Annotated in this window: 18 protein-coding genes, 1 tRNA gene and 1 riboswitch; of the genes, 3 read left to right on the forward strand and 16 right to left on the reverse strand. The window is 71.6% G+C overall.

Going from position 1 to position 23,888, the window contains the following annotated elements; genetic code table 11:
• From IEW07_RS08355 to IEW07_RS08420, 14 genes are all read right to left on the reverse strand, one after another.
• Positions 1–99 (reverse strand): FAD-dependent monooxygenase (locus IEW07_RS08355; RefSeq protein WP_188536178.1); only part of this gene is annotated, 99 nt, incomplete at its 3' end.
• Positions 100–213: 114 nt separating this feature from the next.
• Complete coding sequence (locus IEW07_RS08360) at positions 214–978, reverse strand: IclR family transcriptional regulator (protein ID WP_229741664.1); 765 nt, start codon at positions 976–978, stop codon at positions 214–216.
• Between the two features lie 181 nt (positions 979–1,159).
• The gene (locus IEW07_RS08365; protein WP_188536180.1) at positions 1,160–5,050 is read right to left on the reverse strand and encodes a DNA-directed RNA polymerase subunit beta'; all 3,891 of its coding nucleotides are present in this window, start codon (positions 5,048–5,050) and stop codon (positions 1,160–1,162) included.
• Between the two features lie 62 nt (positions 5,051–5,112).
• Positions 5,113–8,622, reverse strand: a complete 3,510-nt coding sequence (gene rpoB, locus IEW07_RS08370; RefSeq protein WP_188536182.1) for a DNA-directed RNA polymerase subunit beta — start codon at positions 8,620–8,622, stop codon at positions 5,113–5,115.
• 281 nt (positions 8,623–8,903) lie between these two features.
• Positions 8,904–10,013, reverse strand: coding sequence for a glycine cleavage system aminomethyltransferase GcvT (gcvT, locus tag IEW07_RS08375; RefSeq protein ID WP_188536185.1), 1,110 nt, complete (start codon positions 10,011–10,013; stop codon positions 8,904–8,906).
• Positions 10,010–12,871, reverse strand: coding sequence for an aminomethyl-transferring glycine dehydrogenase (gene gcvP / locus IEW07_RS08380; RefSeq protein ID WP_188536187.1), 2,862 nt, complete (start codon positions 12,869–12,871; stop codon positions 10,010–10,012). Before gcvP ends, gcvT begins: the two co-directional genes overlap by 4 nt.
• Before the next feature lie 159 nt (positions 12,872–13,030).
• A riboswitch (glycine riboswitch) is annotated at positions 13,031–13,139 on the reverse strand.
• 131 nt (positions 13,140–13,270) lie between these two features.
• On the reverse strand, positions 13,271–13,654 hold the full coding sequence (gene rplL / locus IEW07_RS08385) for a 50S ribosomal protein L7/L12 (RefSeq protein WP_188536189.1): 384 nt from the start codon (positions 13,652–13,654) through the stop codon (positions 13,271–13,273).
• A 96-nt stretch (positions 13,655–13,750) separates the two neighbouring features.
• Positions 13,751–14,275, reverse strand: a complete 525-nt coding sequence (gene rplJ, locus IEW07_RS08390) for a 50S ribosomal protein L10 (protein ID WP_188536191.1) — start codon at positions 14,273–14,275, stop codon at positions 13,751–13,753.
• Positions 14,276–14,582: 307 nt separating this feature from the next.
• Entirely contained in the window at positions 14,583–15,731 is a 1,149-nt protein-coding gene (locus tag IEW07_RS08395) for a GNAT family N-acetyltransferase (RefSeq protein ID WP_188536193.1), read from the reverse strand.
• 124 nt (positions 15,732–15,855) lie between these two features.
• Positions 15,856–16,563 (reverse strand): 50S ribosomal protein L1, encoded by a 708-nt coding sequence (gene rplA, locus IEW07_RS08400; protein WP_188536195.1) that lies wholly within the window; start codon positions 16,561–16,563, stop codon positions 15,856–15,858.
• A 92-nt stretch (positions 16,564–16,655) separates the two neighbouring features.
• The gene (gene rplK / locus IEW07_RS08405; RefSeq protein WP_188536197.1) at positions 16,656–17,084 is read right to left on the reverse strand and encodes a 50S ribosomal protein L11; all 429 of its coding nucleotides are present in this window, start codon (positions 17,082–17,084) and stop codon (positions 16,656–16,658) included.
• A gap of 142 nt (positions 17,085–17,226) precedes the next feature.
• A complete protein-coding gene (gene nusG, locus IEW07_RS08410; protein ID WP_188536199.1) occupies positions 17,227–18,039 on the reverse strand; it encodes a transcription termination/antitermination protein NusG in 813 nt (270 codons plus the stop codon).
• Positions 18,040–18,115: 76 nt separating this feature from the next.
• Complete coding sequence (secE, locus tag IEW07_RS08415; protein ID WP_188536201.1) at positions 18,116–18,394, reverse strand: preprotein translocase subunit SecE; 279 nt, start codon at positions 18,392–18,394, stop codon at positions 18,116–18,118.
• Between the two features lie 140 nt (positions 18,395–18,534).
• Positions 18,535–18,607, reverse strand: a tRNA-Trp gene (locus IEW07_RS08420).
• Positions 18,608–18,910: 303 nt separating this feature from the next.
• Here IEW07_RS08420 and IEW07_RS08425 point away from each other — a divergent pair.
• Together IEW07_RS08425 and IEW07_RS08430 are read left to right on the forward strand one after the other, a co-directional pair.
• Positions 18,911–20,116, forward strand: coding sequence for a pyridoxal phosphate-dependent aminotransferase (locus tag IEW07_RS08425; RefSeq protein ID WP_188536203.1), 1,206 nt, complete (start codon positions 18,911–18,913; stop codon positions 20,114–20,116).
• Positions 20,113–20,460 carry a hypothetical protein gene (locus IEW07_RS08430; protein WP_188536205.1) on the forward strand — a complete coding sequence of 116 codons (348 nt, stop codon included), beginning with the start codon at positions 20,113–20,115 and terminating at the stop codon, positions 20,458–20,460. Before IEW07_RS08425 ends, IEW07_RS08430 begins: the two co-directional genes overlap by 4 nt.
• An 80-nt stretch (positions 20,461–20,540) precedes the next feature.
• On the opposite strand, the gene ppk2 is transcribed toward IEW07_RS08430, so the two are convergent.
• Positions 20,541–21,452 (reverse strand): polyphosphate kinase 2, encoded by a 912-nt coding sequence (ppk2, locus tag IEW07_RS08435; RefSeq protein ID WP_188536207.1) that lies wholly within the window; start codon positions 21,450–21,452, stop codon positions 20,541–20,543.
• 204 nt (positions 21,453–21,656) lie between these two features.
• Here ppk2 and IEW07_RS08440 point away from each other — a divergent pair, with 204 nt between their 5' ends.
• The gene (locus IEW07_RS08440; protein WP_188536209.1) at positions 21,657–22,688 is read left to right on the forward strand and encodes a 6-phosphofructokinase; all 1,032 of its coding nucleotides are present in this window, start codon (positions 21,657–21,659) and stop codon (positions 22,686–22,688) included.
• Between the two features lie 102 nt (positions 22,689–22,790).
• Here IEW07_RS08440 and ygfZ read toward each other — a convergent pair whose 3' ends face one another.
• Positions 22,791–23,885 (reverse strand): CAF17-like 4Fe-4S cluster assembly/insertion protein YgfZ, encoded by a 1,095-nt coding sequence (gene ygfZ, locus IEW07_RS08445; RefSeq protein ID WP_188536211.1) that lies wholly within the window; start codon positions 23,883–23,885, stop codon positions 22,791–22,793.
• Positions 23,886–23,888 lie beyond the last annotated feature (3 nt).

A 23,888-nucleotide genomic window follows, 5' to 3' on the forward strand; every position in this document is an offset into this window, starting at 1 on the left:
GATGCCGGCCCGGTGCAGCAGGTGGGACAGCATCAGCCCGGCGGGACCACCTCCGACGATGCCGACCTGGGTGGTGAGAACGGTGCGCTCTGCGCTCATGAGTACTCCTGGTGATACGGACGGGGTCGCGTCCAGTGTCTCAGCGCAGTGTGGGCGCCACCACAGCCGTCCCGTTCAACGGGATGGGGTTGCCCGCGGTCCGAGGACCTCGCCTCAGCGCGCGTCCTCCCGCAGGGTGCGCCGGATGCCGTGCGCGGCGGTGTGCAGCGCCTGCACGATGGCGCCGGCCCGGGCGGCCGGGTCGCCGGCCCGGGTCACCACGCCGAGGCCAGCGACCACCTGCTCGCCGCGCCCGCGCACCGGCACGGCGATGCCGGTGGTGTCCGGCTCCAGGTAGCCCGTCTGGACCGCGTGGCCCGTCGCGCGGATCCGCTCGAGGTCCGCGGCGAGGACCTGCGGGTCCGTGGGCGAGGCCTCCGTGACCGCCGACAGCGGACCCGCCAGGTAGGACTCCTGCACGGGTGCCGGGGCGTGGGCGAGCAGCACGAGGCCCGTGGCGGACAGGTGCAGGGGCAGCCGCCCGGCCACGGCGGCGCGCACGGCCACCGCGTTCGGGTGCGAGAGCCGCTCCACGAGCAGCACCTCCCGGCCCTCGACGATGCCCAGCTGGACGTGCTGGCGCAGGACCGCGTGGATGTCCCCCATGAAGGGCCGCGCGGTGCGCGCCAGGCTCAGCTCGCGGGAGGAGCGGTTGGCCAGCTCCCACAGCCTCGTCCCGACGACGTAGTGCCCGCCCTCGACCCGCTCCAGCCAGCCCTGCCGCGCCATGTCCTGGGCCAGCCGGTGCGCCGTGGCCGTGGGCAGCCCCGCCAGGGCGGCGATCTGCCCGCCCGTCAGCCGGGTGTCCTCCGCGGTGAACGCCGCGAGGATCCGGTCCACCCGCTCCAGCACCGACTCGCCGGTGGGTGAGTTCGCCATGGTCGTGCCGTCCTCTCGGTCCTGGTCCTGCCCCTGCCCGTGCTGTCCCTGCGCGTCCTGTCCTTGCCCGTCATGCCGCCGACCGTCGTGCTGCCCCGGCCCGCGGGCCTCGACGGCGGCAGCCCCGCCCCGGGAACGGTGTTCCGGGACGGGGCTGCCGTCGTGCTGCCGTGCTGCGGCGTCAGTTGGACCCGAAGTCGTAGTCCTCCAGCGGGATCGCCTGGAACTCGGCCGGGGTGTGGCCGGAGTTCTCCTCGGCGTAGCTGAAGTCCGAGAACGAGCCCGGCTCCGTGAACAGCGAGGCCTTGGCCTCCTCCGTGGGCTCCACGTCGATATTGTTGTACCGCGCGAGCCCGGTGCCGGCCGGGATGAGCTTGCCGATGATGACGTTCTCCTTGAGCCCCATCAGCGGGTCGGACTTGCCCTCCATGGCCGCCTGCGTGAGCACGCGGGTGGTCTCCTGGAAGGACGCGGCCGACAGCCACGAGTCGGTGGCGAGGGACGCCTTGGTGATGCCCATCAGCTCCGGGCGGCCCGCCGCGGGGCGGACGCTCTCGGCGACGGCCTTGCGGTTGGCCTCCAGGAAGCGGACGTTCTCGACCAGCTCGCCCGGCAGGAGGTCGGTCTCGCCGGACTCGATGATCGTCACGCGGCGCAGCATCTGCCGCACGATGACCTCGACGTGCTTGTCGTGGATGCCCACGCCCTGGGAGCGGTACACGCGCTGGACCTCGTCCACGAGGTGCTTCTGCGCCTGCCGCGGACCGCGGATGCGCAGCACCTCCTTGGGGTCCACCGCGCCGGAGACCAGCTGCTGGCCGACCTCGACGTGGTCGCCCTCGGCGACCAGCAGCTTGGCACGGCGCAGCACCGGGTAGCCGATCGCCTCGTCCCCGTTGTCCGGCGTCACGACCAGCTTCAGGGCCTTCTCCGTGTCCTCGATGGTCACGCGGCCGGCGACCTCCGAGATCGGCGCGACACCCTTGGGGGTGCGGGCCTCGAAGAGCTCCTGGATGCGGGGCAGACCCTGGGTGATGTCGCCGTCCGAGGACGCGACGCCACCGGTGTGGAAGGTGCGCATGGTCAGCTGCGTGCCGGGCTCGCCGATCGACTGGGCCGCGATGATGCCGACGGCCTCGCCGATGTCCACGAGCTGGTTGGAGGCCAGCGAGCGGCCGTAGCAGGCCGCGCACACGCCCACCGCGGACTCGCAGGTCAGCACGGAGCGCACGCGCACCGTGTCGGCCCCGCCGGTGAACAGCGCGCCGATCACCGCGTCGGACAGGTCCGCGCCGGCCTCGGCCAGCAGCTCGCCGTTCTCGTCCGCCACGTCGACCGCGAGCACGCGACCGTGCACGGTGTTCTCGATGTCCTCGTGCAGGGCACGGGCACCGGACTCGGACACGTCGGCGATCGGCAGCACCAGGCCGCGCTCGGTCATGCAGTCCGCCTCGCGCACGATGACGTCCTGCGAGACGTCCACGAGACGACGGGTCAGGTAGCCCGAGTTCGCGGTGCGCAGCGCGGTGTCGGCCAGGCCCTTGCGGGCGCCGTGGGTCGCGATGAAGTACTCCAGCACCGACAGGCCCTCGCGGTAGGAGGACTTGATGGGGCGGGGCATGATCTCGCCCTTCGGGTTCGACACGAGCCCGCGGATGCCGGCGATCTGACGGACCTGCATCCAGTTGCCTCGCGCGCCGGAGGACACCATGCGGTTGATGGTGTTCAGCTCCGTCATGTTGTCCCGCATGGCCTGGGCGACCTCGTCGGTGGCCTTGGTCCAGATGTCGATCAGCTCGGAGCGGCGCTCGTCGTCGTCGATCAGACCGCGGTCGTACTGGCCCTGGATCTTCGCGGCCTGCGCCTCGTAGCCCTCCATGATGGCGGGCTTCTGCGGCGGGGTCGCGATGTCCGAGATCGCCACGGTCACGCCCGAGCGGGCCGCCCAGTGGAAGCCGGCGTCCTTGAGCTCGTCCAGCGTGTGCGCCACGGTGACCATCGGGTACCGCTCGGCGAGGTCGTTGACCAGCGCCGAGAGGTGCTTCTTGTCGGCGACGGCCTCGTCCCAGGGGTAGTCCTCGGGCAGGGTGTCGTTGAACAGCACCCGGCCCAGGGTGGTCTCCACGAGCACCGGCCGGCCGGACTCCCAGCCCTCGGGGGCCTCCCAGCCCTCGAACGGCACGAAGTCGTCCAGCTCGATCTTGCACAGCGCGTTGAGGTGGAGCTGCCCGGCGTCGTGCGCCATGATCGCCTCGGCCACGGAGGAGAACCCGCGGCCCTCCCCCACCTCGCCCTTGCGGACGGTGGTGAGGTGGTACAGGCCGATGATCATGTCCTGCGAGGGCAGGGCGATCGGCTTGCCGTCGGAGGGCTTCAGGATGTTGTTCGAGGACAGCATCAGGATGCGGGCCTCGGCCTGGGCCTCCGGGGACAGGGGCAGGTGCACGGCCATCTGGTCGCCGTCGAAGTCGGCGTTGAACGCGCCGCACACGAGCGGGTGGAGCTGGATGGCCTTGCCCTCGACGAGCATCGGCTCGAACGCCTGGATGCCGAGACGGTGCAGGGTGGGGGCACGGTTGAGCAGCACGGGGTGCTCGGTGATGACCTCCTCCAGGACGTCCCAGACCTGCGGGCGGTAGCGCTCGACCATGCGCTTGGCCGACTTGATGTTCTGCGCGTGGTTGAGGTCCACCAGGCGCTTCATCACGAAGGGCTTGAACAGCTCGAGCGCCATCTGCTTGGGCAGACCGCACTGGTGCAGCTTCAGCTGCGGGCCGACCACGATGACCGAACGGCCCGAGTAGTCGACGCGCTTGCCGAGCAGGTTCTGGCGGAACCGGCCCTGCTTGCCCTTGAGCATGTCGGACAGCGACTTCAGGGCGCGGTTGCCCGGGCCCGTGACCGGACGGCCGCGGCGGCCGTTGTCGAACAGCGAGTCCACGGCCTCCTGGAGCATCCGCTTCTCGTTGTTGACGATGATCTCCGGGGCGCCCAGGTCCAGCAGCCGCTTGAGGCGGTTGTTGCGGTTGATCACGCGCCGGTAGAGGTCGTTGAGGTCCGAGGTCGCGAAGCGGCCGCCGTCGAGCTGGACCATCGGGCGCAGCTCCGGCGGGATCACCGGGACCGCGTCCAGGACCATGCCCAGCGGGGAGTTGTCCGTGGTCAGGAACGCGTTGACCACCTTGAGCCGCTTCAGGGCGCGGGTCTTGCGCTGGCCCTTGCCGGTGGCGATGGTCTCGCGCAGGGACTCGGCCTCGCCCTCGAGGTCGAAGGACTCGAGGCGCTTCTTGATCGCCTCGGCGCCCATGGAGCCCTCGAAGTACATGCCGTAGCGGTCCACCATCTGGCGGTAGAGCGCCTCGTCGCCCTCGAGGTCGTTGACCTTGAGGTTCTTGAAGCGGTCCCAGACCTGCTCGAGCCGGTCGATCTCCACGTTGGCGCGCTTGCGCACGTTCGCCATCTGGCGGTCGGCGGAGTCGCGGAGCTTGCGCTTCTCCGCGGCCTTGCCGCCCTCCTCCTCGACGCGGGAGAGCTCGGTCTCGAGGTCGCGGGCGATCGCGGCGATGTCGGCGTCGCGGGTGGACTCCATCTGCGCCTTCTCGCGGTCCACGGCGGCCTGCAGGTTCGGCAGGTCGTCGTGGCGGGCGCTCTCGTCCACCGAGGTGATCATGTACGCCGCGAAGTAGATGACCTTCTCGAGGTCCTTCGGGGCGAGGTCCAGCAGGTAGCCCAGCCGGGACGGGACGCCCTTGAAGTACCAGATGTGGGTCACGGGAGCGGCGAGCTCGATGTGGCCCATGCGCTCGCGGCGCACCTTGGCGCGGGTGACCTCGACGCCGCAGCGCTCACAGATGATGCCCTTGTAGCGCACGCGCTTGTACTTGCCGCAGTAGCACTCCCAGTCCCGGGTGGGGCCGAAGATCTTCTCGCAGAAGAGGCCGTCCTTCTCGGGCTTGAGGGTGCGGTAGTTGATGGTCTCCGGCTTCTTGACCTCGCCGTAGGACCAGGTCCGGATGTCCTCGGCGGTCGCAAGACCGATCCGCATGAGTCCGAGTGAAGATTCGTTGGACATGAGGGTCCTTTATCTCTTTCTCTAGAAAGCTTGACGTCTCGTCGGGGGTGGAACGGAGGGAATCAGACCTCTTCGACCGAGCTGGGCTCGGAGTGGGAGAGATCGATGCCGAGTTCCTCGGCCGCCCGGAAGACCTCGTCGTCCGAGTCGCGCATCTCGATCGTGTTGCCGTCCGCCGAGAGCACCTCGACGTTCAGGCACAGCGACTGCATCTCCTTGATGAGCACCTTGAAGGACTCGGGGACACCCGGCTCGGGGATGTTCTCGCCCTTGACGATGGCCTCGTAGACCTTGACGCGCCCGTGGACGTCGTCGGACTTGACCGTCAGCAGCTCCTGCAGGGTGTAGGCGGCGCCGTACGCCTCGAGGGCCCAGACCTCCATCTCGCCGAAGCGCTGGCCGCCGAACTGCGCCTTACCGCCCAGCGGCTGCTGGGTGATCATGGAGTAGGGACCGGTGGAGCGCGCGTGGATCTTGTCGTCCACCAGGTGGTGGAGCTTCAGGATGTACTGGTAGCCCACCGAGACCGGGTCCGGGAACGGCTCGCCGGAGCGGCCGTCGAACAGCCGCGCCTTGCCGGAGCGGTCGATCAGGCGGACGCCGTCGCGCGTGGGGTTGGTGTGGTCGAGCAGGTCGAAGATCTCCTCCTCGCGCGCGCCGTCGAACACCGGGGTCGCGACGTTGGTGGGCCCGGACTGCTTCGGGAAGTTCGGCAGCTTGCCGAGCCACTCCGGGTCGCCCTCGATGTTCCAGCCCTGCTTGGCCAGCCAGCCGGTGTGCACCTCGAGGACCTGCCCGAGGTTCATGCGGCCGGGCACGCCCAGCGGGTTGAGGATGATGTCCACCGGGGTGCCGTCCTCGAGGAACGGCATGTCCTCCAGGGGCAGGATCTTCGAGATGACGCCCTTGTTGCCGTGGCGGCCGGCGAGCTTGTCGCCGTCGGTGATCTTGCGCTTCTGCGCCACGTAGACCCGGACCACCTGGTTGACGCCCGCGGGCAGGTCGTCGTCCTCGTCGTCGCGGTCGAAGACGCGCACGCCGATGACGGTGCCGGACTCGCCGTGGGGCACCTTCAGGGAGGTGTCGCGGACCTCGCGGGACTTCTCGCCGAAGATCGCGCGCAGCAGCCGCTCCTCCGGGGTCAGCTCGGTCTCGCCCTTCGGCGTGACCTTGCCGACCAGGATGTCGCCCGCCTGGACCTCGGCGCCGATGTGGATGATGCCGCGCTCGTCGAGGGCGGACAGCACCTCCTCGGACACGTTGGGGATGTCGCGGGTGATCTCCTCGGCGCCCAGCTTGGTGTCGCGGGCGTCGATCTCGTGCTCCTCGATGTGGATCGAGGTGAGCACGTCCTCGGAGACCATGCGCTGGGAGAGGATGATGGCGTCCTCGTAGTTGAGGCCCTCCCAGGACATGTACGCGACCAGCAGGTTCTTGCCCAGGGCCAGCTCGCCCTGGTCCGTCGAGGGGCCGTCGGCGATGACCGCGCGCTCCTCGACGCGCTCGCCCTCGGAGACGATGACGCGCTGGTTGTAGGTGTTGCCCGGGTTCGAGCGCATGAACTTGTTGATCGGGTAGACCGTGGTCGTCCCGTCGTCGTTGAGCACGCGCACGAGGTTCGCGGAGACCTCCTCGACCACGCCGGCCTTGCGGGCCAGCACGGAGTCGCCGGCGTCCATCGCGGCGTAGCGCTCCATGCCGGTGCCCACGAACGGGGCCTCGGACTCGAGCAGCGGCACGGCCTGGCGCTGCATGTTGGCGCCCATGAGCGCGCGGTTGGCGTCGTCGTGCTCGAGGTACGGGATCAGGGCGGTCGCCACGGACACCATCTGGCGCGGGGAGACGTCCATGAACTGCACGGCGGTCGGCTCGACCAGCACGGCCTCGCCGGAGCCGTCCGCGGCGCGGGCGAGGACGGCGTCCTCGGCGAAGCGGTTGTCCTCGGTCAGGGGCGCGTTGGCCTGCGCGATGGTGACGCCGCGCTCGTCGTCGGCGGTGAGGTACTCGACCTCGTCCGTGACGAGGCCGCCCACAACCTTGCGGTACGGGGTCTCGATGAAGCCGAACGGGTTGATCCGCCCGTAGGTCGCCAGCGAGCCGATGAGGCCGATGTTGGAGCCCTCAGGGGTCTCGATCGGGCACATGCGGCCGTAGTGCGACGGGTGGACGTCACGGACCTCCATGCCGGCACGGTCGCGGGAGAGACCGCCCGGGCCGAGCGCGGACAGGCGGCGCTTGTGGGTCAGGCCCGCGAGCGGGTTGTTCTGGTCCATGAACTGCGACAGCTGCGAGGTCCCGAAGAACTCCTTGATCGCGGCCACCACGGGGCGGATGTTGATCAGGGTCTGCGGGGTGATCGCCTCGACGTCCTGCGTGGTCATGCGCTCGCGCACCACGCGCTCCATGCGGGACAGGCCGGTGCGGATCTGGTTCTCGATCAGCTCGCCCACCGCGCGGATGCGGCGGTTGCCGAAGTGGTCGATGTCGTCGACGTCCACGACGATCTCGCGGGGCTCGCCGTTGCGCACGCCCTGGATCGTCCCGCCGCCGGCGTGCAGGGTCACGAGGTAGCGGATCATCGCCACGATGTCGTCGACCGACAGCACGGAGGCGTCGTCGTCCTCGAAGGCCTTGTCGAGCCCCAGCTTGCGGTTGAGCTTGTAGCGGCCCACCTTGGCGAGGTCGTAGCGCTTCGAGTTGAAGTACATGTTGTCGAGCAGCGTCTGGGCGGCGTCGACCGTGGGCGGCTCCCCCGGGCGCAGCTTGCGGTAGATGTCCAGCAGCGCGTCCTCGCGGGACTCGACGGTGTCCTTCTCCAGGGTGGCGCGGATGGAGTCGAAGTCCCCGAACTCCTCGAGGATGCGGGACTCGGTCCAGCCGAGGGCCTTGAGCAGCACCGTGACGGACTGCTTGCGCTTGCGGTCGAGGCGCACGCCGACCTGGTCGCGCTTGTCGATCTCGAGCTCGAACCAGGCGCCGCGCGAGGGGATGATCTTCGCGGAGTAGATGTCCTTGTCCGAGGTGCGGTCCTGGCCGCGCTCGAAGTACGCGCCCGGGGAGCGGACGAGCTGGGAGACGACGACGCGCTCGGTGCCGTTGATGACGAACGTGCCCTTCTCCGTCATCAGCGGGAAGTCGCCCATGAACACGGTCTGCTGCTTGATCTCGCCCGTGTTGTTGTTCATGAACTCGGCCTTGACGTACAGGGGCGCCGAGAAGGTGGCATCCCGGTCCTTGCACTCGTCCATGGTGTACTTGGGGTCGTAGAACTCCGGCTCGGAGAAGGACAGGGACATGGTGCCCTGGAAGTCCTCGATGGGAGAGATCTCCTCGAAGATGTCGGCCAGACCGGAGGTCGTGGCGATGCCCTTCTCGCCGCTCTCGAGGGCCTGCTGGACGCGGGCCTGCCAGCGCTCGTTGCCGACGAGACGGTCGAAGCTGTCCGTCTGGAGCGCCAGCAGGTTCGGCACGTCCAGCGGTTCGTGGATCTTGGCGAAGGAGATGCGGCGCGGGATGTTCCCGTCGGCCGGGTGGTTAGCGGTTACGTTCGAATCGGTGCTCGAGGCGACCAAGATGGATTCCTTCCACAGACCTGCAGTTGAATCGCGCAGTACCCGATCGGGTTCGACGGGTGCGCGGGGACCAGCGTCCTGGAGTGTGCTGGTTCGCTTCCCGGGGGGCGCCCACCGCTATATGAAGGCACGCAGAATGAGGGACAACGCAAATGTCCAGCATAGGCGTGAAAGGCCCCTCTGTCCACACGGCCGGTGGACGCTGGGCGTCCACCGGCCGTAGGATGAGGGATTTCGTGTCCTGCGTCTCAGGACCGCTCCAGGGATTCCCCGGGGGGCTCTCAGGCCCGCCGGTAGAACGGCAGCTCGACGACCTCCACCGGGGCGCGGCGGCCCCGGACGTCGGCCTCGAGGGGCGCGTCCGCGTCCAGCGCACCGGGCCGCAGCAGCGCCATGGCGACGGGGTGCCCCAGGGTGGGCGACGGGACGCCGCTGGTGACCTCGCCGACCACCTCCTCCCCCGCGAGCACCGAGTTGCCCGCCCGCAGGGGGCGCCGGCTCAGGCCCCGCAGCCCCACCAGCACCCGCTCCGGCGGCGTCGCGGCCTGCGCCTCGAGGGCCGCGCGCCCCACGAAGTCCTCCTTGGTCCGCAGCGCGGCCTCCACCAGCCTGCCCAGCCCCGCCTCGAACGGCGTGATGCCGGTGCCCAGCTCGTGGCCGTAGAGCGGCATCCCGGCCTCGAGGCGCAGCGAGTCGCGGGCGGCGAGCCCCGCCGGGACCACTCCGCGCTCCTCCCCCGCGGCAAGCAGGGCGTCCCAGACGGTGCGCGCGTGCTCGGGGGCGACGTAGAGCTCGAAGCCGTCCTCGCCCGTGTAGCCGGTGCGGGCCACGAGCGCCGGGACCCCCGCCACTTCCGTGGGCACGCACGCGTAGTACCGCAGCTCCCGGACGGCCTCCGGGTCGGCGCAGCCCGCCGCGAGCAGCACGTCCAGCGCGGCCGGCCCCTGCACGGCGACCAGCGCGGTCTGCTCCGTCCGGTCCTCGACGCGCACGTCGAAGCCCTCGGCGCGCGCACTGAGGGCCTCGAGGACCACGGGGGTGTTCGCCGCGTTGGGCACCACGAGGAAGCGGTCCTCGGCCAGGCGGTAGGTGATGAGGTCGTCCAGGACCCGACCGGCCTCGTCGACGATGATCGAGTACTTCGCCCGCCCGGGGGCGAGCGCGCTCATCCGGGAGACGAGGGCGGCGTCCAGGAACCGGGCGGCGTCGGGGCCCTCGACGGCGACCTCGCCCATGTGGGAGAGGTCGAAGAGCCCGGCCGAGCGGCGCACGGCGTGGTGCTCGGCGACGTCGTTGGCGTACTTCAGCGGCATCTGCCAGCCGCCGAAGTCCGTGAAGACCGCGCCGGCATCCCGGTGGGCGGCCTCGAGCGGGGTGGTCCGGGCGCTCATCGGGCGGCCTCCGACGAGCCGGCGTCGGCCCCCGCGTGGACGGCGAACGCCTCGACCGGCGGGCAGCTGCAGATCAGGTTGCGGTCCCCGGCGGCGTTCTCGACCCGGCCCACGGGCGCCCAGTACTTGGCCAGGCGCAGCTCGGGGACCGGGTAGGCGGCCTGGGAGCGCGGGTAGGAGCGGTCCCACTCGTCGGCCGTGAGCACCTCCGCCGTGTGCGGGGCGTGGCGCAGCACGGAGTCCTCCAGGGCGACCTCGCCGTCGGCCACGGCCGTCATCTCGGCGTGGATCGCGCGCATCGCCGCGACGAACCGGTCGAGCTCCGCGAGGTTCTCGGACTCGGTGGGCTCGACCATCAGCGTCCCGGCGACCGGGAAGGCGAGGGTGGGCGCGTGGAAGCCGTAGTCGACGAGCCGCTTGCACACGTCCTCGGCGGTGATCCCGGACGCCTTGGTGAGCGGGCGCAGGTCGAGGATGCACTCGTGGGCCACGAGCCCGCCCGGGCCCGTGTACAGCGTGGGGAAGACGTCCGCGAGGCGCGCGGAGACGTAGTTCGCGGAGAGGATCGCGGTGCGGGAGGACTCCCGCAGCCCCTCGGCGCCGGTCATGGCGATGTACATCCACGAGATCGGCAGCACCCCGGCGGAGCCGTAGCGGGCCTGGGAGACCGGGAACGCGTCGGCGTCGCCGGGGACGGCGGCGGGGTCCTCGGGCAGGAACGGCACGAGGTGCTCGGCCACGGCCACCGGCCCGACGCCGGGCCCCCCGCCGCCGTGCGGGATGCAGAAGGTCTTGTGCAGGTTCAGGTGGGACACGTCCCCGCCGAAGCAGCCCGGGCGGGCCAGGCCCATCAGGGCGTTGAGGTTGGCGCCGTCGATGTAGACCTGGCCCCCGGCGGCGTGCACCGCGGCGCAGACGTCGGTGACCTGCTCCTCGAACACGCCGTGCGTGGACGGGTAGGTGATCATGATGCCCGCGAGCTCCTCGCCCACGGCCTCGATCTTGGCGGCGAGGTCGCTCATGTCCACGGAGCCGTCCTGGGCGGTGGCGACGACGACGACCTTGAGGTCGGCGAGCACGGCGGAGGCGGCGTTCGTGCCGTGCGCCGAGGACGGGATGAGGATGGTCTTGCGCTGCCGGTCCCCGCGGGAGAGGTGGTAGCGGCGGATCGCCAGCAGCCCGGCGATCTCGCCCTGGGAGCCGGCGTTGGGCTGGACGGAGACGGCCGCGTAGCCGGTGATCTCGCTCAGCCAGGCCTCCAGCTGGCCGATGAGCTCCCGCCAGCCGAGGGTCTGGTCCTCCGGGGCCAGCGGGTGGATGCCGGCGAACTCGGGCCAGCTGATGGGCTCCATCTCGGCGGCGGCGTTGAGCTTCATGGTGCACGAGCCCAGGGGGATCATCGTCCGGTCCAGGGCCAGGTCCTTGTCCGCGAGGGAGCGCAGCCAGCGCATCATCGCGGTCTCGGAGCGGTGCAGGGTGAACACCGGGTGGGTCAGGTAGGAGTCGGTGCGCAGCAGCCCGGCCGGCAGCTCCCACGCGGTGCCGGCCTCGGCGGGGGCTGAGGCCCCGAAGGCCGCCAGCACGGCGTCGACGTCGCGCTCGTCGTGGGGCTCGCCGATCGACACGGAGACGTGGTCGGCGTCGACGAGGCGCAGGTTGATCCCGCGCTCGGCGGCGGCGGCCACCACGTCGTCGGCCCGGCCCGGGACCTCGGCCAGCACCGTGTCGAAGAACCGGTCGTGGACCACGCGCACGCCCGCGGCGGCGAGCCCGCCGGCCAGGCGCTCGGCGAGGCCGTGCACGCGCTCGGCGATCGCCCGCAGCCCGTCCGCGCCGTGGTAGGCGGCGTAGGCGCCGGCGACGATGGCCAGCAGCGCCTGGGCGGTGCAGATGTTGGAGGTCGCCTTCTCCCGGCGGATGTGCTGCTCGCGGGTCTGGAGGGCGAGCCGGTAGGCGGGACGGCCGGAGGAGTCCACGGAGACGCCCACGAGCCGGCCCGGCAGGTTGCGCTCGAGGCCCTTGCGGCAGGCGAGGAACGCCGCGTGGGGGCCGCCGAAGAACAGCGGCACGCCGAAGCGCTGCGAGGAGCCCACGGCGATGTCCGCGCCCTGCTCGCCCGGGGAGCGCAGCAGGGTCAGGGCCAGCAGGTCGGTGGCCACGGTCACGAGCGCGCCCTGCGCGTGGGCCTCCTCCACCCGCTCGGCCAGGGACACGACGTCGCCGTCGACCCCCACCTGGGTGAGGACGAGGCCGAAGAGCCCGCCCTCGGGCAGGCCCTCGGAGAGGTCGGCGACCACGAGCTCGACGCCGACGGCGCGGCACCGCCCGCGGAGCACGGCCAGGGTCTGGGGCAGGGTCCGGGCGTCCACGACGACCCGGTCGCTGGTGGCCTTGCGGTTGGCGCGGCGCATCATCAGCACCGCCTCGGTGACGGCGGTGGCCTCGTCCAGCAGGGACGCGTTGGCGAGGTCCAGGCCGGTGAGGTCCATCACGGCGTTCTGGAAGGTCAGCAGCGCCTCGAGCCGGCCCTGGGAGATCTCCGGCTGGTACGGGGTGTAGGAGGTGTACCAGCCCGGGTTCTCGAGGATGTTCCGGCGCAGCACCGGCGGGGTCACGGTGTCCGCATAGCCCTGGCCGATCATCTGGGTCATCACACGGTTCTTGGCGGCCACCGTGCGCAGGGCCGCGAGGGCCTCGTGCTCGGCCATCGGGGCGGGCAGGGCCAGGGGTGCGTCCGCGGCGATGGTCGCCGGGACCGCACGGGCGACGAGTTCGTCGAGGTCGGGGACCCCGATGGTCTCGAGCATGATCCCGGTCTCGGCGGCGTCCGGGCCGATGTGGCGTGACAGGAAGGACAAGGTCAACTCCTCGTGGTTCGAGGCCCCGCAGGGCCCGTCAGGTCTCCCCGCTCTGTTCACTGACCTGAGAGTTTTCGCCGGGCCCGCGGGCCCGGCCTGCACCGTCGGTGGCCCTCCCGGTGGCCGGTGGCCGGGGACGGAGGGCCTCTTCAGAGTGGCCTGCTCGCAGCGGTTCGGGTGCCTGAGAGATTCCCGGGGAGGACTTGCTCCTTCGGCGCCGCCCGCCGTCCGGGGAAAGGACGGCGGCGGGCTCTCCCGCTGCGCGTGGGCGGCCGATGTGGTTGTGTCCCCCAAGTTTCGCACAGACGGCGGGCGGGGACGGCACGAGGCCCCGGACGGCGTGCGTCCGGGGCCTCGCGGGAGGACGTCCGTGCGGACGTCCGGGGTGCTGCGGGGGACTTACTTGAGGGTGACGGTGGCGCCGGCGCCCTCGAGGGCCTCCTTGGCCTTCTCCGCGGCCTCCTTGTTGGCGCCCTCGAGGACGGCCTTGGGGGCGGAGTCGACGAGGTCCTTGGCCTCCTTCAGGCCGAGGGAGGTCAGCGCGCGGACCTCCTTGATGACCTGGATCTTCTTCTCGCCGGCGGACTCGAGGACGACGTCGAACTCGGTCTGCTCCTCGGCCTCCTCGGCGGCGGCGGCCGGAGCGGCGGCACCGGCGACGGCCACGGGGGCGGCGGCGGTGACGTCGAAGGTCTCCTCGAAGGCCTTGACGAACTCGGAGAGCTCGATGAGGGAAAGCTCCTTGAAGGCGTCGATCAGTTCGTCGGTGGTGAGCTTGGCCATGGTTGTGGCTCCTTTTCGATGTGGTGCCCCGGCCGGGTTCGTCGGCGCGGGACGGTCTGGTTCCGTGGTGAGAATGTGCCTCGCGGCGGGTGCTGGTTAGGCGCCCTGCTCCTCGACCTTGGCGCGCAGCGCCTCGGCGGTGCGGACGGTCTTGGACAGCGGGGCCTGGAACAGCGCCGCGGCCTTCGACAGGGACGCCTTGGCGGCGCCTGCCACCTTGGCCAGCAGCACCTCGCGGGACTCGAGGTCCGCGAGCTGCTTGATCTCCGCCTCGGTGAGCGCCTTGCCCTCGAGGTAGCCGCTCTTGATGATCAGCTGGGGGTTCGTCTTGGCGAAGTCACGCAGGCTCTTCGCGGCCTCGACGGGGTCCCCCGAGATGAAGGCGATGGCGCTCGGGCCGGCGAGCTGGCCGTCGAACGCGTCGATGCCCATCTCCTTGGCCGCGATCGCGGTGAGCGTGTTCTTCACCACGGCGTATTCGGCGTTCTCACCGAGCGAGCGGCGCAGCTCCTTGAGCTGGGCCACGGTGAGTCCGCGGTACTCAGTCAGAACAGCAGCGTCCGAGTTGGAGAAGAACTCCTTCAACTCGGCGACCGCGGCTGCCTTTTCCGGGTTCGCCATGGTACTCCTTCCGGTCTTCGTGCCGGGCGCTGCCTGGAAGGGTCCGCACACGGAAAAAGCCCCGCGCAGATGCCCGGGGCTCGACGGCACGACCCGTGCAGGACGGGACGTGCTCGTGGTGCTGGTTCACCTGCGCTGGCCGTTCCTGACGGAACTCTTACGGCTGATCCCCTCGTCCTGCGCGACCCGAGTGGGAGGCGAAGGGCAGAAGGATGCACGACCGGCGGTCTTTGGTACGCCCCACCCTACCCGACGCCGCCGGGCCGGGCCAAATCGCCGGCACGGAGCCCACGGGCCGGAGGTGCGCTCAGTGCGCGGGGAAGTCGCGGGACCACACCCCGCTGCGGCCCGCCACCCGGAAGCCGAGGCGGCTGTTGACCCGGTTCATCCGGTCGTCACCGCTGTGGGACCAGGAGTAGAGCGTCCGCACGGAGGGAGCCGTCCGGGCCAGCTGCTGGAGGTTCGCGAGCTTGAGCCGGGTGCCCAGCCAGCGCCGGCGGTGCTCGCGCAGCACGACGGTCTCGTCCTGGAGACCGATCGGCGGCTCGTCGCCGGCCAGGACGATCTCGGTCAGGCCCACGAGCCGGCCGGTGGCCACGTCCTCGGCCACGGCCACGAGCGCGCGGCTGCCGGCCTCGGTCCGCAGCTGCTCCGCGCGGCGCACCCGCTCCGCGTCCCACGGCTCGGGGTCCGCGGCGACGGGCGGGAGGAAGGACTCGGCGCCCATCCGGGAGTGCAGCGAGGCGAGCTGGTCGAGCCAGTGCTCCGGCGCCGGCCCGTCCCAGGTGTGCACCCGGTAGGCCGAGGCCTCGGGGGACGCGGCGATCTCCCGGAGCAGGGACTCCGCGCGGTCGTCCGGGACGGGCACCTCGAGGACGCTGAAGTCGCTGACCGACTCCAGGCGGTACCCGGCGCTCACCGCGAAACGGGTCTGGCGGTTGGACATGGGCAGCCGGCCGGAGCCGTCCGCCGCGTCGATCCACTCGACCATCCCGGGGGTGATCACGGGGAAGACGCCGGTCACGCTGCCGTCCCCCGTGATCTCCTGCGGGCCGGGGTGCTCGGTCTGGATCCGCACGTGCCGCCGGGACTCGTGCAGGGCGAGCTGCTCGGCGGCCGCCAGCAGCTCGGTGCCGGTGCCCTGGGAGGTGACCTCCGGGTCCACGTCCACGGTGATGTGCGCGGACTCGGTGAAGTCGACCAGGGGCATCCGGACCTCGGCGCGCCCCGCCAGGCGCTCCCCCGACCACGCCAGGAGGATCACGACGCGCTCGTACGGGTCCTTGAGGTCGCGGTAGATCTCCTGGGCGTCGCCGGTCAGGTCGGAGATGCCCCAGACGTGCTCCCGGGAGCGGCGCACCAGGTCGGCGACATGGCCGAGGAGGCGCTGGGCGGCGTCGTCGAACGCGTCGGGGATGCGCAGCTGCTCGATGCGCACCGTGGGGTGCTCGTTCACGGGGATCTCCGTTCCGTCACGGCGGGACGACCGCCCTGGAATCAGCTGGGAAGACGGCAGGGGCCCGGCCGCATCGGCCGGGCCCCCACCCGTCGGGACCCCAGGGGGTCCCGGACTCACGGCGTCACGCGCCGACGACGACCTCGGTCGCGTTCGGGTCGACCGGGATGCCCGGGCCGAACGTGGTCGAAACGGTCGCCTTGGTGATGTAGCGGCCCTTTGACGCGGACGGCTTCAGGCGGAGGATCTCCTCGAGCGCCGCGCCGTAGTTCTCGGCGAGCTTCTGCGTGTCGAAGGACGTCTTGCCCACGATGAAGTGCAGGTTCGAGTGCTTGTCGACGCGGAAGTCGATCTTGCCGCCCTTGATGTCGGTGACGGCCTTGGCGACGTCCATGGTCACGGTGCCGGTCTTCGGGTTCGGCATGAGGTTGCGGGGGCCGAGGACCTTGCCCAGGCGGCCGACCTTGCCCATCATGTCCGGGGTGGCCACGGCGGCGTCGAAGTCCGTCCAGCCGCCCTGGATGCGGGCGATGAGGTCGTCCGAGCCCACGATGTCGGCGCCGGCCTCCTCCGCGGCGGCGGCCTTGTCGCCGGTCGCGAAGACGACGACGCGGGCGGTCTTGCCCGTGCCGTGCGGCAGGTTCACGGTGCCGCGGACCATCTGGTCGGCCTTGCGGGGGTCGACGCCGAGACGGAGGACGACCTCCACGGTCGAGTCGGTCTTGGCGCTGTCGATCTCCTTGGCCAGGGCGACGGCCTCAGCGGGGGCGTAGAACTTGCCCTCCTCGATCTTGGCCACAGCCGCCTGGTACGCCTTGCTGCGCTTTGCCATCTGCTTCTTCTCCTTGTGCAGTTGTGGTCTGCGGACCGCGCTCGGCCCTGCCACGAGAAACTTGGGGTGGGTGGTGGATCAGCGGACGCTGATCACTCGACCTCGATGCCCATGGAACGGGCGGTGCCGGCGATGATCTTCGCCGCGGCGTCGATGTCGTTGGCGTTGAGGTCTTCCTTCTTGGTCTCGGCGATCTCACGGACCTGGTCCATGGTGAGCTTGCCGACCTTCTGGGTGTGCGGGACACCGGAGCCCTTGGCGACGCCGGCGGCCTTCTTGATCAGCTGCGCGGCGGGCGGGGTCTTGGTGACGAACGTGAACGAGCGGTCCTCGTACACCGTGATCTCGACGGGGACGATGTTCCCGCGCTGGGATTCCGTGGCCGCGTTGTAGGCCTTGCAGAATTCCATGATGTTGACGCCGTGCTGACCGAGAGCCGGACCCACGGGAGGAGCCGGGTTGGCGGCACCTGCCTGGATCTGCAGCTTGATCAGGCCTGCGACCTTCTTCTTGGGAGCCATGTGCTGGTCCTTCTCTTGCTGGACGTACCGGCGCACAGGAGCGTACGGCGGCGGGTGGCCGCCGTGGCGCGGCGGCCGGGCGGCCCCTCGGTGAAGCGTGCACCGGGGGGCCGGGACTGTGGAGCGGGCCGGGGCCCGCGGATCAGATCTTGGAGACCTGGTTGAACCCCAGGGTGACCGGGGTCTCGCGCTCGAAGATCGACACGAGGACGACGAGCTGCTGGGACTCGACCTTGATCTCGGAGATCGTGGCCGGGAGGGTCTCGAACGGGCCCTCCTTGACGATGACGGACTCGCCGACCTCGAAGTCCACGTCGATCTGCGGCTGGGCGCTGGGCTGGGACGCCGCCTGCGCGCCGGCGCCGGCCGGGGCCTCGAAGGTCGGGTTGAGCATCTCGAAGACCTCGTCGAGGCGCAGCGGGACGGGGTTGTACGCGTCCTGGCCCACGAAGCCGGTCACGCCCGGGGTGTGCCGCACGGCGCCCCAGGAGGCGTCGGTGAGGTCCATCCGCACCAGCACGTAGCCGGGGATGCGCACGCGGCGCACGGTCTTGCGCTGGGCGTTCTTGATCTCGACGACCTCCTCCATGGGCACCTCGATCTGGAAGATGTCCTCCTCCATGTTGAGGGACTGGATGCGGGTCTCGAGGTTCGTCTTCACGCGGTTCTCGTAGCCGGCGTAGGTGTGGATGACGTACCAGTCACCCTCCTGGCGGCGCAGCTTCGCCTTGAACTCCTCGACGGGGTCCACGGCCGGCTCGTCGGCGTCCGAGGTCGCGGGGGCCTCGGCGGCCTCCGCGGCGGGGGCGACCGGTGCATCGTCCGGCTCGTGCGCGGCTGCGTGGTCGGCCTCCTGCACGGAGGCCTCCTGGAGGGGCGCCTCCGTCGGCTCCGCGGCCTGCTGGTCGGCCTCGACCGACGCGTCGATGCCGTTTTCGAGCTCGTGCTCGGTCACTGGATCTCCCTGCTCTTCTCGTGGATGTCGTGCTCTGTGGGCGGCGGCGCCCGGTCCGCCGGTGCACGCCCCGGGCTCAGCCGGCGGCGGGGGCGCTCCCCTGGCCGAAGATCCACAGGGCGGCCTGCCCGAACGCGAGGTCCAGGACCGAGATGAGCACCATCATGAACGCCACGAACACGAGGACGACCAGGACGTAGTTGACGAGCTCGCGCCGGGTCGGGGTGACGACCTTCTTGAGCTCCCCCACCACCTGGCGCAGGAACAGGAACAGGCGCCCGAAGAGGCCGCGGGGGCTCTCGGCGTCCTGCCCCGGGGGCTGGCCCGACGCCCTGCCGGCGGTGGTCTGCGACATCGGCTCTCCCTGTCTGGACTCGTGCGTGCCGTGCGGTGCTGCCGGCTCGTCCGCGCCCGGAGGGCGGCACCGGCCGGGCCGCCGATCCGGTGCGGCCCCGGCGCCCCGGACGGGGCGCCGGGATCCGTCCCGGACTGGAGCAGGGCAGACAGGACTCGAACCTGCAACCTGCGGTTTTGGAGACCGCTGCGCTACCAATTGCGCCACTGCCCTTCGTGCCTCACGAAGGACGGCCGGCGTCGGAACGCCGGTGCCGATTCGCTCGGACCCGGTCACCGACTCTACCACCCGCCCCGCGGCCGGTACGGCACGGCGGAGCAGGCGTCGATGACACCAGTGGACCACTGTAGGCGACCGGCCGGGCCGCGTGCAATCCGGGGCGTGCGCGATCCGGGTCGCCGGCCGCGGCCGCGCCCCCGGACCGGGGCGCGGGCCCGCGAGTAGCATGGGGACACGTCCGCACCGCCGTGCCCGCACCCGGCGGACCCGCCCGTCCCTTCCAGGAGGCCCCCGGTCATGACCGCATCCCGCATCTCCCGGCGCGTCGGCGCCATCGCAGAATCCGCGACCCTCGCGGTGGACGCCAAGGCCAAGGCGCTCAAGGCCGCCGGCCGGCCCGTGATCGGCTTCGGCGCCGGGGAGCCCGACTTCCCGACCCCGCAGTACATCGTGGACGCCGCCGCGGCCGCGCTGCAGGACCCCGCGAACTTCCGCTACACCCCCGCCGCGGGGCTGCCGGAGCTGCGGAAGGCGGTCGCGGAGCAGACCGCCCGGGACGACGGGTACGCCGTGGAGCCCTCGCAGGTGCTCATCACCAACGGCGGCAAGCAGGCCGTCTTCCAGGCCTTCGCCACGGTCGTGGACGAGGGCGACGACGTGCTGCTGCCCGCCCCGTACTGGACCACCTACCCCGAGGCGATCAAGCTCGCCGGCGGCAACCCGGTGGAGGTCTTCGCCGGGCCCGAGCTCGGCTACAAGGTCACCCCGGAGCTGCTGGAGGCCGCGTGGACCGAGCGCACCAAGGCCCTGCTGTTCTGCTCCCCGTCCAACCCGACCGGCGCCGTGTACTCCCCCGAGGAGACCGCCGCCGTGGGCCGGTGGGCCGCGGAGAAGGGGATCTTCGTGCTGACCGACGAGATCTACCAGCACCTCACCTATGACGGCGTGCCGTTCACCTCGATCGCCGCCGCGGTGCCCGAGCTGGGCGACCGCGTGGTCATCCTCAACGGCGTGGCCAAGACCTACGCGATGACCGGCTGGCGCGTCGGCTGGATGATCGGGGCCCCCGACGTCATCAAGGCCGCCACCAACCTGCAGTCCCACCTGACCTCCAACGTCAACAACGTGGCCCAGCGCGCGGCGCTCGCGGCCGTCTCCGGCCCCCTCGACGAGGCGCACCGGATGCGGGAGGCCTTCGACCGCCGGCGCAAGGTCATGGTCGAGGCGCTCAACGCCATCGAGGGCGTCGAGTGCCCGGTGCCGACCGGCGCCTTCTATGCCTACGCCGACGTGCGGGGCCTGCTCGGCAAACGCTTCGGCGACGCCGTCCCGCGGACCTCCGCCGAGCTCGCCGAGCTGGTCCTGGAGAAGGCGGAGGTGGCGGTGGTCCCCGGTGAGGCCTTCGGCCCCTCGGGCTTCCTGCGGCTGTCCTACGCCCTGGGCGACGACGACCTCGCCGAGGGCCTGCGCCGGCTCCAGGACTTCCTCGGCGGCGCCGCGTGAGCGCCGCGGCGGACGTCCTGGACACCGCCGTGCGCGCGGCGGAGGCCGTGCCCACCGCCGTCCTCGTCTCCGGCGGGCTGATCGGCGGCTACGCGACGGCGCGGGCCACCGGCAACCGCCCGCTCGGCGGCGCGGTGCTCGCCGCCGCGGGGGCCGCGGCCGCCCACACGTGGTGGCGCCGCGGCGGGCCGGCCACGACCGCGGGCCTGACCGCCCTCTACGTCCTGGGCTTCGGGCTCTCCCACCCGCTGGCCCGGAGGATCGGCGCCTGGCCCTCGGTGCTCGCGGTGACCGCCGCCAACGCCACGGCCAACTGGGTCCTCGTGGACCGCGCCGGGCGCTGAGCCCGGCCCCGCACGACGCCGCCCGCCCCCTTCCGGGGACGGGCGGCGTCGTCGTGGGGGTGCGCGGACGGGCCCGGCGCTCAGTCCCCGACGGCCTCGCGGCCGCGGCGCACGATCAGCGGGTCGGGCGGGTGGACCACCTCGGGGTCCTTGTCGTCGTAGTCGAACTGGTCCAGGAAGAAGCGCATCGCGTTGAGCCGGGCCCGCTTCTTGTCGTTGGACTTCACCGTGATCCACGGCGCGTGGTCGGTGTCGGTGCGCAGGAACATCTCCTCCTTCGCCTCCGTGTAGTCCTCCCACCGGTCCAGGGAGGCCAGGTCCATCGGCGAGAGCTTCCACCGGCGCACCGGGTCGATCTGCCGGATCGCGAACCGGGTCCGCTGCTCGTGCTGGGTGACCGAGAACCAGAACTTGGTCAGGTGGATCCCGGAGTCCACCAGCATCTTCTCGAACACCGGGGCCTGCTCCATGAACGTCCGGTACTCCGCGTCGGTGCAGAAGCCCATCACCCGCTCCACGTTGGCGCGGTTGTACCAGGAGCGGTCGAACATCACGATCTCCCCGGCCGTGGGCAGGTGCTGGATGTAGCGCTGGAAGTACCACTGCCCCCGCTCCCGGTCCGAGGGCTTGGTCAGCGCCACCACACGGGCCGCCCGGGGGTTGAGGTGCTCGGTGAACCGTTTGATGGTCCCGCCCTTGCCGGCGGCGTCACGGCCCTCGAAGACGATCACGTGGCGCAGGTCGTGGTCCTGGCCCCAGTACTGGAACTTCAGCAGCTCGATCTGCAGCTGGTACTTCTCCAGCTCGTACTGCTCCCGGGACATCCGCTCCTCGTAGGGGTACTCCTCCCGCCAGGTCTCCACCGCCGAGCCCCCGGGGTCGATCAGGTCCGGGTCCGGGGACTGGCCCTCCCGCACCGTGTAGCCCTGCTCGATCAGCTTGTCGATGAACTCCCGCAGGTTCTCCCGGACCGGTTCTCTGTCCTCGGCCATCGCGGACCTCCTTCCGGCCCGGACGGGCCCTCCAGGGCAGTCTAGGCACGCCCGGCGCCGGGACGAGGGAGGGCACAACACAGCCGCGGCCGGTCGCGCCCGCGGACACCCTGCTCACTAGACTGGGCGGGTCGGCGCAACCCGCCGGACCCGCACGCCCGCGAACGACCACCTGCGAACGACCACCTCGAGGAGCCTGTACGGATGAAGATCGGACTGCTGACCAGCGGCGGGGACTGCCCCGGCCTCAACGCCGTGATCCGCGGCGCCGTGCTGCACGGCATCAAGACCTACGGCCACGACTTCGTAGGCTTCCGCGACGGCTGGCGCGGCGTGGTCGAGGGCGACATCATGGACCTGCCCCGCACCCGCGTCCGCGGTCTCGCCCGGGAGGGCGGCACCATCCTGGGCACCTCGCGCACCAACCCCTACGACGGGCCCCACGGCGGCCCCGAGAAGATCGCCGTGACCCTGGAGCGGCACGCGATCGACGCGGTGGTGGCCATCGGCGGGGAGGGCACCCTGGCGGGCGCCAAGGAGCTGGCCGACGCCGGCCTCCCCGTGGTCGGCGTGCCGAAGACCATCGACAACGACCTCAACGCCACCGACTACACGTTCGGCTTCGACACCGCGGTCCAGATCGCGACCGACGCCATGGACCGGCTGCGCACCACCGGCGAGTCCCACCACCGCTGCATGGTCGCGGAGGTCATGGGCCGCCACGTGGGGTGGATCGCGCTGCACTCCGGGATGTCCGCCGGCGCCCACGCCGTGCTGATCCCGGAGCAGAAGGTCCCCATGGAGCAGGTGGCCCAGTGGGTGACCGAGGTGCACGAGCGCGGCCGCTCCCCGCTGGTGGTCGTGGCCGAGGGCTTCATCCCGGAGGGGCGCGACGAGGTCCTGGCCGGCAAGGGCACCGAGGAGTCCGGCCGTCCGCGCCTGGGCGGGGTCGGCGAGTACGTGACCGAGGAGATCGAGCGGCTGACCGGCATCGAGACCCGGAACACCACCCTGGGGCACATCCAGCGCGGCGGCGCCCCCACCGGCTTCGACCGGGTGCTGGCCACGCGCTTCGGCATGGCGGTGGTGGACCTCGTGCACGAGAAGCAGTGGGGCCGGATGGTCGCCATCCGGGGCACGGACATGGTGCGGGTGGACTTCGGCGAGGCCCTGGAGGGCCTCAAGACCGTGCCGCAGTACCGCTGGGACGAGGCCCGGGTGCTCTTCGGCCGCTGAGCCGGTCCGCGCGGGTCCCGGCCGTCGCGTCCGGCCGGGACCCGCCGCCGGCCCGCGGAGCCGGGGGTCGTCCGGCCGGGGCCGTGCGGTCCGCCCCCCGGGCTACGGGCGCAGTCCGCCGGAGCCGCGCAGGAAGCCCTGCTGCCGGCCCACGACCTGGCCTGCCGACGGGGAGACCACGACCTGCTGGGAGGCCGCGTACCGGTCCTCGCCGTCCACGACGACCAGCGGGGCGGCCGGGTCCACGGTGCGCTTGAGCACCGCCAGGGCGATCGGGCCCGCCTCGTGGTGCAGCTGCACGGAGGTGATCCGGCCGACCGTCCGCTCCCCCGCGAGGACCGCCGAGCCGGCCGCGGGCAGGGTGTGCTCCGACCCGTCGAGGTCGAGCAGGACGAGCCGGCGGGGCGGGTGGCCCAGGTTGTGCACGCGCGCGACCGTCTCCTGGCCCTTGTAGCAGCCCTTGGCGAGGTGCACCGCGGTGCGCAGGAGGTCGAGCTCGTGCGGGATGGTCTTCTCGTCGGTCTCGGCACCCCAGCGCGGGCGCCACGCGGCGATCCGCAGGGCCTCGGCGGCCCAGGCGCCGGCCAGCCGGAGGCCGTCGGCGGTGCGGGCGAGGTCGGCGCGGGGCACCAGGTGCTCCCACCAGATCCGCTCCTCGCCGGGGTGCGGGCCGTCGAGGACGGCGTAGGTCCAGCCGCCCGGCGCGACCTCCGGCCAGGGGTCCTTCCAGACGACGCCGTCGAGGTCCGGCACGGGGCCGGTGGCGCCGAGCACGGCCCACTCGTCCGTGCGGTCCGCGATCTCCACGCGCAGGGCGAAGCGCATGGACTCCAGCCACGCCACGAGCGGCGCGGTCTCGTCGGCCTCCGTGATCAGCCACGTGGTGGCGCCGTCGTCGACGACGTGCGGGGCCGTCTCGATGCGCCCCTGGACGGAGAGGAAGAGCGTCTCGGTGCCGCGGCCCGGCTCGAGGCCGGTGAGCACCTGGGAGGACAGGGTGGTGAGCCAGCTGAGGCGGTCGGGGCCGGTCACGGTGACGACGCCCTTGTGGGAGAGGTCGACCACGGTGCCGGGGGTGCGCACGAGGGCGCGCTGCTCCTGGACGGGGTCGCCGTAGTGCGCCGCGACGCCGCGGTCCAGGCCGCCGGCCTCGACGGCGCCCGGGCGGTCGAGGAGGGGGGAGCGGTAGCCGCCCACGGC

Origin of the sequence: Kocuria dechangensis, from assembly GCF_014636775.1 — a bacterium.
Taxonomy (GTDB): domain Bacteria; phylum Actinomycetota; class Actinomycetes; order Actinomycetales; family Micrococcaceae; genus Kocuria; species Kocuria dechangensis.

Bases quoted from the DNA above. Each gene is read 5' to 3' on its own strand.
- gcvT (WP_188536185.1), bottom strand. From the start codon at position 10,013: ATGAGCGCCCGGACCACCCCGCTCGAGGCCGCCCACCGGGATGCCGGC.
- rplJ (WP_188536191.1), bottom strand. From the start codon at position 14,275: ATGGCGAACCCGGAAAAGGCAGCCGCGGTCGCCGAGTTGAAGGAGTTC.
- secE (WP_188536201.1), bottom strand. From the start codon at position 18,394: ATGTCGCAGACCACCGCCGGCAGGGCGTCGGGCCAGCCCCCGGGGCAG.
- rplL (WP_188536189.1), bottom strand. From the start codon at position 13,654: ATGGCCAAGCTCACCACCGACGAACTGATCGACGCCTTCAAGGAGCTT.
- ppk2 (WP_188536207.1), bottom strand. From the start codon at position 21,452: ATGGCCGAGGACAGAGAACCGGTCCGGGAGAACCTGCGGGAGTTCATC.
- IEW07_RS08425 (WP_188536203.1), top strand. From the start codon at position 18,911: ATGACCGCATCCCGCATCTCCCGGCGCGTCGGCGCCATCGCAGAATCC.
- IEW07_RS08440 (WP_188536209.1), top strand. From the start codon at position 21,657: ATGAAGATCGGACTGCTGACCAGCGGCGGGGACTGCCCCGGCCTCAAC.
- rplA (WP_188536195.1), bottom strand. From the start codon at position 16,563: ATGGCAAAGCGCAGCAAGGCGTACCAGGCGGCTGTGGCCAAGATCGAG.
- IEW07_RS08360 (WP_229741664.1), bottom strand. From the start codon at position 978: ATGGCGAACTCACCCACCGGCGAGTCGGTGCTGGAGCGGGTGGACCGG.
- IEW07_RS08365 (WP_188536180.1), bottom strand. From the start codon at position 5,050: ATGTCCAACGAATCTTCACTCGGACTCATGCGGATCGGTCTTGCGACC.
- rplK (WP_188536197.1), bottom strand. From the start codon at position 17,084: ATGGCTCCCAAGAAGAAGGTCGCAGGCCTGATCAAGCTGCAGATCCAG.